Origin of the sequence: Pseudomonas sp. YH-1 (assembly GCF_051990045.1) — a bacterium.
GTDB classification, from domain to species: domain Bacteria; phylum Pseudomonadota; class Gammaproteobacteria; order Pseudomonadales; family Pseudomonadaceae; genus Pseudomonas; species Pseudomonas nicosulfuronedens.
On record NZ_CP178184.1, the window covers coordinates 511074 to 525737 of the forward strand.

Annotated in this window: 13 protein-coding genes; 3 read left to right on the plus strand and 10 right to left on the minus strand. The window is 64.9% G+C overall.

All coding sequences use genetic code 11. The features are described 5' to 3' along the window. Positions 1–123: 123 nt before the first annotated feature. Positions 124–2193 (plus strand): DEAD/DEAH box helicase, encoded by a 2070-nt coding sequence (locus ACKI1H_RS02340; RefSeq protein ID WP_138523595.1) that lies wholly within the window; start codon positions 124–126, stop codon positions 2191–2193. A 222-nt stretch (positions 2194–2415) separates the two neighbouring features. On the opposite strand, the gene ACKI1H_RS02345 is transcribed toward ACKI1H_RS02340, so the two are convergent. The 7 genes from ACKI1H_RS02345 to pip form a co-directional block, all read right to left on the minus strand. Next, positions 2416–3150 (minus strand): amino acid ABC transporter ATP-binding protein, encoded by a 735-nt coding sequence (locus tag ACKI1H_RS02345; RefSeq protein ID WP_440467561.1) that lies wholly within the window; start codon positions 3148–3150, stop codon positions 2416–2418. Continuing rightward, on the minus strand, positions 3143–4105 hold the full coding sequence (locus tag ACKI1H_RS02350; protein ID WP_138523599.1) for an amino acid ABC transporter permease: 963 nt from the start codon (positions 4103–4105) through the stop codon (positions 3143–3145). The genes ACKI1H_RS02345 and ACKI1H_RS02350 overlap by 8 nt, the downstream gene beginning before the upstream one ends. Before the next feature lie 73 nt (positions 4106–4178). Then, on the minus strand, positions 4179–4976 hold the full coding sequence (locus ACKI1H_RS02355) for a transporter substrate-binding domain-containing protein (protein ID WP_138213898.1): 798 nt from the start codon (positions 4974–4976) through the stop codon (positions 4179–4181). Between the two features lie 234 nt (positions 4977–5210). After that, entirely contained in the window at positions 5211–7784 is a 2574-nt protein-coding gene (mdoH, locus tag ACKI1H_RS02360) for a glucans biosynthesis glucosyltransferase MdoH (protein WP_440467562.1), read from the minus strand. Continuing rightward, positions 7777–9345 carry a glucan biosynthesis protein G gene (locus ACKI1H_RS02365; protein ID WP_440467563.1) on the minus strand — a complete coding sequence of 523 codons (1569 nt, stop codon included), beginning with the start codon at positions 9343–9345 and terminating at the stop codon, positions 7777–7779. Before ACKI1H_RS02365 ends, mdoH begins: the two co-directional genes overlap by 8 nt. 201 nt (positions 9346–9546) lie before the next feature. Further along, complete coding sequence (gene dtd, locus ACKI1H_RS02370; RefSeq protein ID WP_440467564.1) at positions 9547–9984, minus strand: D-aminoacyl-tRNA deacylase; 438 nt, start codon at positions 9982–9984, stop codon at positions 9547–9549. After that, positions 9981–10952, minus strand: coding sequence for a prolyl aminopeptidase (pip, locus tag ACKI1H_RS02375; RefSeq protein WP_440467565.1), 972 nt, complete (start codon positions 10950–10952; stop codon positions 9981–9983). The genes dtd and pip overlap by 4 nt, the downstream gene beginning before the upstream one ends. A gap of 179 nt (positions 10953–11131) precedes the next feature. Between pip and ACKI1H_RS02380 the strand changes: the two genes are divergently transcribed. Beyond that, on the plus strand, positions 11132–11560 hold the full coding sequence (locus ACKI1H_RS02380; RefSeq protein ID WP_138523609.1) for a hypothetical protein: 429 nt from the start codon (positions 11132–11134) through the stop codon (positions 11558–11560). Further along, complete coding sequence (locus ACKI1H_RS02385; protein ID WP_440467566.1) at positions 11557–12033, plus strand: NUDIX domain-containing protein; 477 nt, start codon at positions 11557–11559, stop codon at positions 12031–12033. The genes ACKI1H_RS02380 and ACKI1H_RS02385 overlap by 4 nt, the downstream gene beginning before the upstream one ends. A 5-nt stretch (positions 12034–12038) precedes the next feature. Here the strand turns inward: ACKI1H_RS02385 and ACKI1H_RS02390 are convergent, their stop codons facing one another. Genes ACKI1H_RS02390 through ACKI1H_RS02400 form a run of 3 tightly spaced genes read right to left on the minus strand, consistent with a single transcriptional unit; the run spans position 12039 to position 14596 of the window. Continuing rightward, positions 12039–12938 carry a transporter substrate-binding domain-containing protein gene (locus ACKI1H_RS02390; RefSeq protein WP_440467567.1) on the minus strand — a complete coding sequence of 300 codons (900 nt, stop codon included), beginning with the start codon at positions 12936–12938 and terminating at the stop codon, positions 12039–12041. 38 nt (positions 12939–12976) lie between these two features. Further along, positions 12977–13327: a RidA family protein gene (locus tag ACKI1H_RS02395; RefSeq protein WP_440467568.1), complete on the minus strand. Its 351-nt coding sequence runs from the start codon at positions 13325–13327 to the stop codon at positions 12977–12979. Positions 13328–13351: 24 nt separating this feature from the next. Then, positions 13352–14596 carry a D-amino acid dehydrogenase gene (locus ACKI1H_RS02400; protein WP_440467569.1) on the minus strand — a complete coding sequence of 415 codons (1245 nt, stop codon included), beginning with the start codon at positions 14594–14596 and terminating at the stop codon, positions 13352–13354. Positions 14597–14664: the final 68 nt, after the last annotated feature.

Here is a 14664-nt window from a genome sequence, read left to right on the forward strand (position 1 = left end):
CCCGGCCAGCGCAACGCCGGCGTATCGTGGACGGGGTGCTTCCAGCCATCGGCTGAGCGCTCGCCCCGAGCTTGAAATCACGCGCCCTCGAGCCGGCAGGTCGCCGGCCTACAGGAACCCCGCATGTCCTTTACTTCCCTCGGTCTCTCCGAGGCCCTGGCTGGCGCCGTTGAAGCTGCCGGCTACGCGCGCCCCACTCCCGTCCAGGAACGCGCCATCCCCGCAGTACTGCAAGGCCGCGACCTCATGGTTGCCGCCCAGACCGGCACCGGCAAGACCGGCGGCTTCGCCCTCCCGGTGCTCGAACGCCTGTTCCCCGAAGGCCACCCGGACCGCGAACACCGCCACGGCCCGCGCCAGGCCCGCGTCCTGGTACTGACGCCGACCCGTGAGCTGGCTGCCCAGGTGCACGACAGCTTCAAGGTCTACGCCCGTGACCTGCCCCTCAAGAGCGCCTGCATCTTCGGCGGCGTCGGCATGAATCCGCAGGTCCAGGCCATGTCCAAGGGCGTCGACGTCCTGGTCGCCTGTCCCGGCCGCCTGCTCGACCTGATCGGTCAGGGCAGCGTCGATCTGTCCCGTGTGGAAATCCTCGTCCTCGACGAAGCCGACCGCATGCTCGACATGGGCTTCATCCACGATGTGAAGAAGGTCCTCGCCAAGCTGCCGGCCAAGCGCCAGAACCTGTTGTTCTCGGCGACCTTCTCCAAAGACATCATCGACCTCACCAACAAGCTCCTGCACAACCCGGAGCGCATCGAGGTCACCCCACCGAACACCACCGTCGAGCGCATCGAACAACGCGTGTTCCGCATTCCGTCCGTACAGAAACGCGCCCTGCTGGCACACCTGGTGACCATGGGCGCCTGGGAGCAGGTGCTGGTGTTCACCCGCACCAAGCACGGCGCCAACCGCCTGGCCGAGTACCTGACCAAGCACGGCCTGCCGGCTGCCGCGATCCACGGCAACAAGAGCCAGAACGCGCGCACCAAGGCCCTGGCCGACTTTAAGGCCAACGACGTGCGCATCCTGGTCGCCACCGACATCGCCGCCCGCGGCCTGGACATCGACCAGTTGCCCCACGTGGTCAACTACGAGCTGCCCAACGTCGAGGAAGACTACGTCCACCGCATCGGCCGTACCGGCCGTGCCGGTCGTACCGGTGAAGCCATCTCGCTGGTTGCGCCGGACGAGGACAAGCTGCTCAAGGCCATCGAGCGCCTGACCAAGCAGCGCATCCCCGATGGCGACATGCAGGGCTTCGACCCCGACGCCGTGCTGCCGGAAGTCCAGCTGCCCGAACCGAAGGAGGCCCCCCAGCGCCAACCGCGCAAGGACAAGGCCAAGCGTGGCGAGCGCAAGGACCGCAACAAGGACAAGCCGCAGCAGGCCCAGGGCGAAGAACAACTGAACACTGCGCCCGCCGCAGAAGGCGAAACAGCCGAGGGCGACAAGCCCGCTGGCAAGCGCCGCCGCCGTGGCGGTCGCGGCAAGAAGAAGGGCGACGGCCAGGGCGGCGACGCTCAACCCAATGCCAATGCCAACGCCCAGCCGCGTGAGCCCCGCCAACCGCGCCAGCCCCGCCAGCAAGAACAGCAGGGCCAGGGCCGTCAGCAGCAGGGCAAACCGGCTCGCGCACCGAAGGCCGACGGCAACCGCGATCCGGAAGAATTCCTCGACGACGACTTCGACAACTTCGGCAACCGCGCCGACTACGTCAGCCCATTCCCGGACAAGGACCAGCAGCGCGGCCAGCGCCGCCGTGGCGGTCAGGGCCAAGGTCAAGGCCAGAACCAGGGCCAGGGCCAACCGCGCGCTCGCGGCCAGGGTGGTCAGGGCGGCGGCCAAGGTCAGGGGCAAGGTCAGAATCGCGGCCAGGGTCAAGGTCAGGGCCGAGCCGCCAAGAAGCCTAACGGCGGCGGTCGCCCCCAAGGCCAAGGCCAGGGTGGCAACGGCCAGGGCAAGCAAGGCCAGCGCAAACGCGGTGGCAAGGCGCCGGCTTCGCGGATGAACGACGCCCCGCTGCGCGAGCCGAGCGAGTACGGCGCTGCCAAGCCGACCCGTCAGCCGGTGGTGATCAACAAGCGCGATCTGGTCCGCACCGACCGCTTCCCGACGCCGGAGCAGCTGGAAGAGCTGGAGCCGCGCCGCAAGACCGAGCGTCCCGCGCTGCTGACCCGCAACCGCGAGTGATGCTGTAGAAGAAACCGCCCTCCGGGGCGGTTTCTTTTTGCCCGGGAATTGTGGGGCTCCCTGGATACTGGAAGGCTTTTCGCAGGAGCGAGCTTGTTCGCGAACTGAGTCCGCTGCGGAGCTTTTTCGCGAGCAAGCTCGCTCCTACAAGCGCCGCCCCTCGCTCACCGAACAAGCACAAAAAAGCCGCCCGAAGGCGGCTGCTTCACAACTGCATGAATCTCACAGCACCTGCCGCAGGAAGCTCTGCGCACGCGCGTCCTTGGGCTGAGCGAAGAATTCCGCCGGGGCGGCGTCTTCCAGCAGCTTGCCGTGATCGAAGAACAGCACGCGATCGGCCACTTCACGGGCGAAGCCCATTTCGTGGGTTACGCAGACCATGGTCATACCTTCCACGGCCAGGGTCTTCATCACGTCCAGCACCTCGCCGACCATTTCCGGGTCGAGCGCCGAGGTGGGCTCGTCGAACAGCATCACCTTCGGCTCCATGCACAACGCACGGGCGATCGCGACGCGCTGCTGCTGGCCGCCAGAGAGGCGCGACGGGTACTCGTTGGCCTTCTGGCCGATGCCGACCTTCTCCAGCAGCGCACGGGCCTTGGCTTCACGCTCGGCCTTGCCGCGCTTGCGCACGACTTTCTGCGCCAGGCACAGGTTCTCCAGCACGGTCATGTGCGGGAACAGGTTGAAGTGCTGGAACACCATGCCGACTTCGCGGCGGTAGGCGTTGATGTCAGTCTTCGGGTTGGCGAGGTCGACCCCGTCGATGCTCACCGAACCGGAGTCGAACTCCTCCAGCCCGTTCAGGCAGCGCAGGAAGGTGGACTTGCCCGAGCCGGACGGGCCGATCACCACCACCACTTCACCCTTGGCCACGCCAGTGGTGACGTCATCCACTGCGCGCACGACCTGCCCGCGGGTATCGAAGACCTTGGTCAGGTTACGGACTTCAATCACTTTGGCCGAGCCTCCGCTCCAGGCGCCCCGCCAGATGCGACAGCGGCAGGTTGATCACGAGATAGAGAGCGGCGACGCAGAACCAGATCTCGAAAGTGGAGAACGAGGTAGTGATTGCCTCTCGGCCGCTCTTGGTCAGTTCGGTGATGGCGATCACCGAGACCAGGGAAGTGTCCTTGACCAGGCTGATGAACTGCCCGGCCAGCGGCGGCAGCACACGCTTGAAGGCCTGCGGCAGGATCACATGGCGCATCGACTGCGCGGCATTCAGGCCCAGGGAGCGCGCGGCTTCGTCCTGTCCACGGGCGATGGACTGCACGCCGGCACGAACGATCTCGGCCACGTAGGCGCCGGTGAACAGCGCCAGCGCCGCTACACCCGCGAACTCGCGGGAGAGGTTCAGCACGGTACCGATGAAGAAGTAGAAGATGAAGATCTGCACCAGCAGCGGTGTGCCGCGCACCAGTTCGACGTAGAGGGTCGAAAGGTCGTGCAGGGTCGGGTTCTTCGACAGGCGGCAGAGACCGGTGAACAGGCCGATGAACAGGCCCAGCGCACCGGAGACGAAGGAGATCCACACCGTGGTCCACAGCCCCCAGGCCAGCGGCCCGGCGGCCCAGTGGCGGGTCGCGCCGACGACATCGCCCTCGGCGACATCGTCGTTCTCGGAGAACTGCAGGCTGTCGGCGGCCACGGTCAGCACTTGCTGCTTGCCGTCCTCATCCACCAGCGTGACGCGAGCGTTGTCGCCCTGATCCTCTATCTTCTCTACCCGCGAAATACTGTCCGCGCGCAGGGGTTCTTCAGCCTGGTAGGCGAAGTACTGCGGGACGCGGTTCCAGCGCCACTCGTAGGAAATCAGCGAGGTGGAGTACCAGAGGGCCAGGCCGATCAACAGCAGGATCAGTCCGGTCAGCCCGTGCCAGGGCCAGGTTGCGCGTTTCGTTCTAGCCACGAATCTCTACCGTGAAAATGCGAACGCGCAGGCCTGTGGCCTGCGCGTCGGGTCAACCAGCGTCAGACGTGGATTATTCCATGTCCTTCAGCCAATCGGTGCTCTTGAACCACTTGTCATGCAGACGATCGTAGGTGCCGTCTTCACGAATCTGCTTGAGGAAGTTGTTGATGAAGTTGATCGAGTCGTAGTCGCCCTTCTTCAGGCCGAAGGCCAGCGGCTCGTAGGTAAACGGCTGGTCCAGGTGCACCAGCTTGCCAGCGCCGAACTTGCTCACACCAACGACGTTGTAGGGCGAGTCGTAGATGAAGGCGTCGGCCTTGCCGTTGACCACGTCCATGACCGCTTCGGGCTCGTTGTCGAAGCCGTGGTACTGGGCCTTGGACAGCTGCTTCTTGGCGACGAATTCGCCGGTGGTGCCGATCTTGGAGGTGATGCGGTACTTGGCATCGTTCAGGTCCTTGTAGGACTTGATCTCGCCTTGCAGTTCCTTGCGGATCAGCAGGGTCTGGCCCACCACGATGAAGGGATCGGAGAAGTTCAGGCGCAGGTTGCGTTCCTGGGTCAGGGTCATGCCCGAGCCGATCATGTCGAACTTGTCGGTGAGCAGCGCCGGGATGATGCCGTCGTAGGCGGTGGAAACCAGCTCCAGCTTGACGTTCATGGACTTGGCCATGGCCTTGAGCAGGTCCACTTCGAAACCGACGATCTGACCGCGCTTGTTGGTCATCTCGAACGGCATGTAGGTCGGGTCCATGCCCACGCGCAGGGTGCCGCGCTTGGCCGCTTCATCGATGGCGCCGGCCTGAGCCGCGCTCACGCTGACCAGGGCGCAGACGCCCATCACCAGCGATGCCAGGTACTTTTTCATCCCCAAACTCCCAAGCAAATGAAAGAACTTGTTGTTTTTTCCAGCGATCGAGCCGCGCGCGCCTAGGCATGCCGGGCGCAGAAGGGTGCGAAGCGTACCCCATGCGGCGGATATCTCAATCTTTTCTGGATAGCTGGCGCAGGGTACCAGCAGCGGAGCGAGGGGAAAACAGGGGAAACCGGCGAGTCGCCCTCACCCCGCTCTTCACAGGAGCAGGATGAGAGCGACGCGGCATCAGGACTGCGCGGCGGGCAAGGCCATCGCGCTCTGCTCCGCGACCGGCGTCAGAGGGACGGCTGGGGCATGGGCGTCAGCCTGCAGCGAGTGGCGCCACGGCCCAATCCATTGCTCCTTCTCGCCCTGCCAGAGCGCCAGGTGCAGGCGCGACAGCGCCACCGGATCGCTCAGCAGCGCCAGGCGACGGTTGCCATCGAGCTGCTCGGGGCCGGCTTCCAGCGCCTTCTCGACCAGCGCGGTGCGAGTCGCCTCGATGGCCGCGGACTGGCCGTGACGGGCGGTGCCCATGGCGCAAGCCAAAGCGTTCAGCACCGGGTCGACAGCAGAACGAACGAAGCCATCCTTCAACGCTTGCCAGCGGTTCTGGTAGGTGTACTCGTCGGTGGCACGCAGCTCGCGCGGAGTGTCGTATTCCTCGGGAATGAGGAACAGCTTCTCGTCGCGCGAGGCCAGGCCCAGCTTGACCCGGCTGCTGATCACCGAAACCGGGATCGAAAGCATCAGCGCGCCGACGATGGGCGACAGCCACCACAGGAAACGCGGGTTCAGCCATGCCACCAGCAGTGCCCAGCACAGGCCCAGCAGGGTCTGCAGACCGTGGCGACGAATCGCTTCGCTCCACGGGGTGTCGTCGTCGTCACGCTGCGGCGACTTCCACTGCGCTTCCCAGCCGAGGAACGCGGCCAGTACGAAGCGGGTGTGGAAGAGCATGCGCACCGGGGCAAGCAGCACGGAGAAGAACATCTCCAGCAGCATGCTCATCGTCACCTTGATCACGCCGCCGTAACCCTTCGCGCCCTTGGCCCAGATCAGCATGACGCTGAGCAGCTTGGGCAGGAACAGCAGGGTCAGGGTGGTGGAGAACAGCGCGATGGCCTTTTCCGGGTGCCACTGCGGCCAGATCGGGAACAGCTGGCGCGGCTCGAGGAAGTACTGCGGCTCCATCAACTGGTGTACCGCCAGCAGCGCGGTGGACAGCACCAAGAAGAAGAACCACAACGGCGCCGACAGGTACGACATCACGCCGGTCAGGAACACCGCGCGGTGCACCGGGTGCATGCCCTTGACCAGGAACAGGCGGAAGTTCATCAGGTTGCCGTGGCACCAGCGGCGGTCGCGCTTGAGCTCGTCCAGCAGGTTGGGCGGCAATTCCTCGTAGCTGCCTTCCAGGTCATAGGCGATCCACACACCCCAGCCGGCACGACGCATCAGCGCGGCTTCGACGAAGTCGTGGGAGAGGATCGCGCCAGCGAAGGAGCCCTTGCCCGGCAGCGGTGCCAGGGCGCAGTGCTCGATGAAGGGTTTCACCCGGATGATCGCGTTGTGGCCCCAGTAATGGGATTCGCCCAGCTGCCAGAAGTGCAGGCCGGCGGTGAACAGCGGGCCGTAGACGCGGGTGGCGAACTGCTGCATGCGCGCATAGAGGGTGTCCATGCCCGACGCCTTGGGCGCGGTCTGGATGATACCGGCCTCGGGATTGGCCTCCATCAGGCGCACCAGCTTGGTCAGGCAGTCGCCGCTCATCACGCTGTCGGCGTCCATGACGACCATGTACTTGTACTGACCACCCCAGCGACGACAGAAGTCGTCGATGTTGCCGCTCTTGCGCTTCACCCGGCGCCGGCGGCGACGATAGAAGATGCGACCGAAGCCCAGGGCTTCCTTGCACAGCTCGATCCAGGCCTTTTCTTCGGCCATGGCGATGTCGGGCTGGTTGGTGTCGCTGAGCACGAAGAAGTCGAAGCGATCCAGCTCACCGCTGGCCGCCACCGACTCGTAGGTCGCCCGCAGGCCGGCAAAGACGCGCGGAACGTCCTCGTTGCAGATCGGCATGACGATGGCGGTACGCGCATCGGCGGCAATCGGCTCGCTGCCCGCGCTGCTGCCGGAGATACGGTAGCGGTCGCGGCCGGTGAGCAGTTCCCAGAAGCCCATCAGGGCAGTCCAGAAACCGGCCGACACCCAGCAGAAGAGAATGGCGAAGAGCGCCAGCACGCCGAACTGAATGGCATAGGGCAGCACCTGCTCCAGAGTCTGCAGCCAGGTCTGGCGATTGATCTCTTCAAGGTCGACGAAAGCCCAGCCCTGGTAGGGCAGGATGCCTTTCATGTAGTAGGTGGCGACGCTGGTCTGGCCGAGCATGAGCAGGACCAGAATGAACCGGCGTAGCGAGCCGACCCGCTGCCAGCGTGCCTTGGGCAGGTCACGGGCAGGTTTGGCCGGGTTGCTGCGACCGGTCAGCCGGCGCCAGCCGCGCATGATCGGATTGGTACGCCAGGGCTCGGGAATCACCTTGGTACGCTGGATCGGCGGCGCAGCCTTGAGGTAGGTGCGGCCGTTATCGTCCATGCCCAGCATCTGGGCATCGTCCAGGTCCTGCCCATAGCCGTGGCGCAGACGCGCACCGACCGAAGCCAGCGCAGCGTCTTCTCCCTGGACATCGCCAGCGAGCTGCTCATGCAGCTCGCTGAAGGAACCGGCCTGGGCCAGCCGCTCCCGCTCCTGCGCCGAAAGGGGCAGGTGCGCGAGGTAGTCGGCCACCGGCGCGGTGGTAGCGGTGGAATTATTCATCGGCAGGCAGCTGGTAGCTCCAGGTTTCGGAAATGGTCTGGCCACCGTTCACCAGGGCGGCGCGCATTTCCGTCGGCTTCTTCGGATCCTTGACCTTGATCCGCAGGGTCAGACGCCAGCCCTTGGTCACTGCGTTATAGCGCAGGGCGTTTTCCTTCACCTCGGCGTTGTCGTCGGTGCTCACCTGGGTGCTCACCGGCGCATCGGCCGCCAACGCCTTCAGGGTCGGACCGACGAAGTCGACGACCAGAGCAACGCTGCCATCAGGCTGGCGGATCAGGTTCTTCTGCTTCACGTCACCGACCGAACGCAGGGTCTGCATGACCCAGGCATTCTTCGCGTCGTGCAGGGCTTCCTCGTCCTTGGTCCAGCGCATGCGGTAAGCGAAGTCCAGCGGCTCGCCGGCTTCCGGGCGTTTCTCCGGGTTCCAGAAGGCCACGATGTTGTCGTTGGTTTCGTCCGGGGTCGGGATTTCCACCAGCTCGACGGTACCCTTGCCCCAATCGCCCTGCGGCTCGACCCAGGCGGACGGACGCAGGTCATAGCGGTCGTCCAGGTCTTCGTAGCGGGAGAACTCGCGACCGCGCTGCAGCAGGCCGAAACCTTTCGGGTTCTCGACGCTGTAGGCGCTGACGGACAGGTGTTTCGGATTGTTCAGCGGACGCCAGATCCACTCGTCGTTGCCAGCGTGGATCTGCAGGCCGGTGGAGTCGTGCAGTTCCGGACGGAAGTTGTGCTCCGGCGACGGCTGGTTGGAGCCGAACAGGAACATGCTGGTCAGCGGTGCCAGGCCCAGCTTGCTCACCTTGTCGCGCAGGAACACGCGAGCCTTCACGTCGACCACGGTGTCGTTGCCCGGACGGATGGTGAAGCGGTACGCGCCGGTCGCACGGGGCGAATCCAGCAGCGCAAAGATCACCAGGTGCTTGTCCTTGGCCTTGGGCTTCTCGATCCAGAACTCGCGGAAGCGCGGGAATTCCTCACCCGACGGCAGCGCGGTGTCCAGCGCCAGGCCGCGTGCGGACAGGCCCCACCACTGGTCCTTGCCGATGATGCGGAAGTAGCTCGCCCCCAGGAAGGTGGCGATCTCGTCCTGCTTGTCGGGGGAGTTGATCGGGTACAGCAGGCGGAAGCCGGCGTAGCCCAGATCCTTGGTGGCATTGGCGTCGAACTTCAGGGAACCGAAGTCGAAACGGGAGGGATCGTACTTGATCTCCTTGACGTCGGTCGCCGTGACTTCGTTGATCTTCACCGGGGTGTCGAAGTGCATGCCCTGGTGATAGAAGCTGATCTTGAAGGGGGTCTTCTCGTCGGCCCAGTAGGCCTTCTCGTTACGGAAGCGAATCTGCTGGTAATCGGCGAACTTCATTTCGCTGAATTCCGATGGCAGGTTGCTCGTCGATGCGCTGTACTTCTCAGCAGCCAGCGCCTTGGCCTTTTCGCCAACGTCGTCGAGATTGAAGGCCCAGGCATGGGTAGCGCTCAACGCCAACAGGGCGGAGCCGACCAGTCCGCGAAGGATTTGGCGCGAAAGCGGTTGTTGAACGGAACGGAAAATCACGAGTCCCCCTCGTCCGTGAACACAAAACGATTAAAGCCAGCAAAGGCGATGCCAATTTGCCGGCGATTGAATTCCGACCCCGGTGAGCCTGAATGATTCCCCGATTCTTTCCACGGGTACTTCGGGCTCCCGGAGGCGCATTGTTCTAAGTGCATAAGCCCTAACCATCATCCCACGGCGATATGACAAGCTGCCGCGCGTTCAAGCCTCCAGTAGAAAGGTCACCGGGCCGTCGTTGACCAGGTGGACCTGCATGTTGGCGCCAAAACGGCCAGTGGCGACCAGCGGATGACGCTCTCGCGCCTGTTCCACGAGTAGATCGAACAACGCGGCGCCCTTTTCAGGTGGCGCCGCGCTGGAAAAGCTCGGTCGCAGCCCTTTTCGGGTATCCGCGGCCAGGGTGAACTGCGAGACCAGCAGCAGACCGCCGCCGACATCGCCCAATGAAAGGTTCATTTTACCTTCATCGTCGCCAAACACTCGATAGTTAAGCAGCTTGTGCAACAAACGGTTCACGGAAGTCTCATCATCCTGCGGCTCGACGCCGACCAGGGCCAACAGTCCGTGATCGATGGCACCGACGATTTCCCCATCGACCTCGACACGGGCGCCGCGCACCCGCTGGATCAGACCCTTCATTCAGCCTCCGGCGGGAGGTTCAGCAGGCGCCGGCCGATCTCGTTGGTGGCGCGCACGAGAGCATCGGTGATGCCCGGCTCACCGGCGACGTGACCGGCGTCGCGGACGATCTGCAACTCGCTGTTGGGCCAGGCCTTGTGCAGTGCCCAGGCATTGTCCAGCGGGCAGACCACGTCGTAGCGGCCGTGAACGATCACTCCCGGCAGGTGGGCGATCTTGTGCATGTCGCGCAGCAACTGGTCGGGCTCGAGGAAGCCGTCGTTGACGAAATAGTGATTCTCGATGCGCGCGATGGACAGCGAGCGGTGCGGGTCGGCGAAGCGCTCGACCACCGCCGGATTCGGACGCAACGTAGCGGTGCGGCCTTCCCAGGTGGACCAGGCGCGGGCGGCGTGCATCTGGGCGATCTGGTCCGGGCCGGTCAGGCGGCGATGGAAGGCCTGCAGCAGGTCGTCGTGCTCGTCGGCAGGAATCGGCGCCAGGTAGTCCTCCCAGTAGTCGGGGAACAGGCGGCTCGCACCCTCCTGGTAGAACCAGCGAATTTCCTGCGGGCGGCAGAGGAATATGCCGCGTACGATCAGCGCCAGCACACGCTCGGGATGGGCCTGGGCGTAGGCCAGCGACAGCGTTGAGCCCCAGGAGCCACCGAACAGCACCCACTTGTCGATGCCCAGGTGCTCGCGAATGTGCTCGATATCCTGCACCAGGTGCCAGGTGGTGTTGTTCTCCAGACTTGCGTAGGGCGTGGAGCGGCCACACCCTCGCTGGTCGAAGGTGACGATGCGGTAGATATTGGGATCGAAGAAGCGCCGCGACATGGCATCACAACCGGAGCCCGGGCCGCCATGGATGAACAGAACCGGCAGTCCGTCGGGCGTCCCGCTCTCGTCCACATAGAGGACGTGCGGCGCTTCGACGGCCAGTTCATGGCGCGCATAAGGCTTGATTTCCGGATACAAAGTTTGCATGGCTCGCTCCTGGATCAGTGCGTACGGTCGCTCCCGGACCAGTAACCATCCTAGGGCCTGTCGCCACCTTATAGAAAGTCGCGTTGCCGCAGCGCGACTTCCATCGAAAGTCTTCGGCCCCCACGGTGTCGGGCATGATACTCGGGCTAGCGAAAAACCCATAAGGGAGTTAGTGAGCCATGCCACGGAAGTTGTTTCTTTCTCTGTTCCTGATGCTGTTCGCTCTGAGCGGCTGCGGCCGCGACGACCCACGCGCGCAACTGGACGCCGCCGTCAAGCAATTGCAGGACAACCTCGAAGCCAAGAATAGCGGGGCCGTGATCGATCAGCTGGCCGGCGATTTCCGCGCCAACGGCGAATTCGATCGCGACTGGGCCAAGCGCACCATGACGCTGATGTTCCTGCGCCACCAGCAGGTCAAGGTGATCCTGCTCAGCAGCGAGAGCCGGATCGATCCGACCTACACCAACCGCGGCCAGACCGACGCGCAGGTCGCCCTCACCGGCGCCGAGAACCTCATCCCCGACAGCGCCGGGCATTACTCCGTTAGGCTGGAGTGGTGGCGCGACGGCTCCGAGTGGAAACTGGCGAGGCTCGACTGGCAATGAAGACGCCCCTGCAACACCGCATCCGCGCCGCCGGCCTGCTACTGCGCAACGACGAAATCCTGCTGGTGCGTCACGAGGTCGCCGGCGATGTGTACTGGATTCCGCCGGGTGGCGGCTTCGAGTCGGACAAGGACGATTCCACCCGCGACACAGTGCGCCGCGAGTGCAGGGAGGAAACCGGGCTGGCAGTGGAAGTCGGCCCGCTGGTCTACGTGCGCGAGTTCGCCGAGCCGGTGGCCGGGCGCTTCCACATGGAGCTGTTCTACCGTGTCGACACCTGGGATGGCCGCGTCAGCCTGGACAACCTGCGCGGCCTGGGCGGCGACGAATTCGATATCCGCGAGGTCGCCTGGATTCCCCGCCAGGAACTGCCGCGCCTGCCTTCCTACTACCCCGCCGAATTGCTCGACGACGTCTGGGAACGCCTGGCCGAGGCACAGCCACTGATCCGCCACCTCGGCCTGCAACGCTAGCGGCGTTACTGTACCGGCTCGCTGGTGGGTTTGGCGATGATCGCCTGCAACTCGGCGGTCATGGGGAACTCCAGGTTGAGATTCTTCGGCGGAATAGGCTGCTCGAACCAGCGCTGGTAGATACCCTTGATCTCGCCCGAGGCGTAGAGATCGGCCAGGGTCTGGTTCACCAGGGCGAGGAACTGCGGATCGTCCTTGCGCACCATGCAGGCATAGATTTCCCGCGACTGCGGCTCGCCCACCACCACCCACTGGTGCGGGTCGCGGGCCTTGGCCTTCTCGCCGTAGAGCAGTGCGTCGTCCATGTAGAAGGCCACCGCTCGACCGGATTGCAGCATAAGGAAGGCTTCACCGTGGTCCTTGGCGCTGACCACGTTCATCCCCAGCTTGTGCTCGGCGTTGTAGGCCTTGAGGTAGCGTTCGTTGGTAGTGCCGGCGGTGGTCACCACGTTCTTGCCCTTGAGGTCGGGGAAACCCTGGATACCACTGTCCTTGGCGGTCAGCAGTTGACCCTTCACGTAGATGAAGCCGTAGGAAAAGGCGACCTGCTTCAGTCGCTCGGCGGTGACACCGGTGGAGCCGCATTCCAGATCGACCGTGCCGTTCTGCACCAGCGGGATACGCGTCTGCGAAGTCACCAGGTTGTACTTCACCTTCAGGTCCGGCTTGTCGAGCTTCTGCCTGATGCGCTCGACCACCTTGCCGGCCAGGTCCACCGAGTAGCCCATCGGCTGGCCACTGTTGTCGCCCAGGTAGGAGAAAGGCACGGAAGCGTCGCGATAACCCAGGGTTATCGTGCTTCGATCGGCGACCTTCTTCAGCGTGCCATCCAGTGCCTCATTCGCCTGCGCCAGCGCGCAGACCAGGCTGGACGCCGCCAGCATTCCCAGTACGAGTCGTTTCATGGGTTCGATCCCTCTTGTTGTTTTGGGTCGGTTGAAATTCAGGGCCGCGCGGCGATGACGGTGATTTCCACCCGCACGGACGGCCGCGCCAGCAACGCCTGCACCGTGGTGCGGGTCGGTGCGCAGCCTTCGGGCAGCCAGGCGGACCAGATGCCGTTCATGGCCTCGAAATCGGTGGCGATGTCCTTCAGGTAGATCGTCGCGCTGAGCAGGTTCGCCTTGTCGGTGCCGGCCTCGTCCAGCAAGGCATCGATCTTCGCCAGCACCTCGCGGGTCTGGCCCTGGATGTCGGTGGCCTGGCCGGGCACCTGCCCGGAGAGGAACACCAGCGAGCCGAAGACCATAGCGCCGGAGAGGCGGTCGTTGGTAGCAATGCGGGGGAGTTGCATGGTGAGTCTCCTGATCCGTTGAAGTCAGCCGGCCAGCCGCTCGGGCGTGAGGCCGCTGGTGTCGATATCCGGGCGGCGACCGGCGATCTGCGCGGCGATCAGCTGCGCACTGCCGCAGGCCAGGGTGAAGCCAAGCGCGCCGTGCCCGAGATTCAGCCACAGCCCGCGCGGACCGCAGGCGCCCACCAGCGGCACGCCCGTGGGCGTCGCCGGGCGCATGCCGGCCCATTCGATGGCGGCGCCGTAGTCGCAGGCGTCGGGCAGCGTATCCATCGCTTGCTGGCGGATCAGCGCCAAACGCTTGGGCTCCAGGCGGGGGTCGAAGCCGACGATGTCGACCATGGCAGCGATGCGCAGGCGGTCGCCGATGCGGGCGTAAACCACCTTGCGGTCGTAGTCGGTGAGGCTAACGTCCGGTGCGTGGTCGCCGGGGCGGATCGGCGCGGTCAGGCTGTAGCCCTTGAGCGGATAGAGCGGCAGGCGCGGCCCGCCCGGCAACAACGCGGCGCTGCGGTAGCCGGCGGCTAGGACGACGTGATCGGCCTCGAAGGTCTGACCGCTCGCCTCTACGCCGGCTACGGTGCCATTGCGCAGGACCAACCTCGATGCTGGATGTCCGTAGACGAGGCGGCAACGGCCGGACGCCTGGAGCCGCTCGGCCAGTCGCTTGCAGAACAGGAAGCAATCGGCGACCTCTTCGTCCGGCGTATGGATGCCACCGACAAAGGGCGCGCGCTCCAGCGCCGGGTCCAGCTCGCGGCACTGCTGCGCCGAGAGCACGAATTGCGCGGAAGGATCGGACAGGTTCTGCCGTGCGCCACGGAAACTGCTCTCATCGCGGAAGGCCACCAGCTTGCCGTTACGCCGCCAGTCGAAGCCGTCCAGCCCATCCTCGCGCCACTGCGCCAGCGTGCCCTGGCTGAACAGGGCGAGACGCAGCAGGTGTTTCGCATTGGCCTGGTTCACCGAGCGCCGGCAGGCCGCCGTGAACTGCAGCAACCAGCGCCACTGCGCCGGGTCAAGGCGCGGGCGCAGGCGCAGCGGCGAATCCCCGCGCAGCAGCCAGCCCAACGCCTGCTGCGGTACGCCGGCATCGGCCAGCGGCGCGACATAGCGGTAGGACAGTTGGCCGCCGTTGGCGAAGCTGGTTTCCAGCCCGGCTTGATCCCGCGCCTCCAGCACGGTGACGTCGAAGCCTTCGAGGACCAGCGCATGGGCCATGGTCAGTCCGACCACCCCCGCGCCGATAATGCAAACCCGCTGTGCCATTGCCGTCTCACTGCCCATCGATTCCAGGCCTCGACCTTAGGACCGGATGACAGGCAGCGAACAATGAA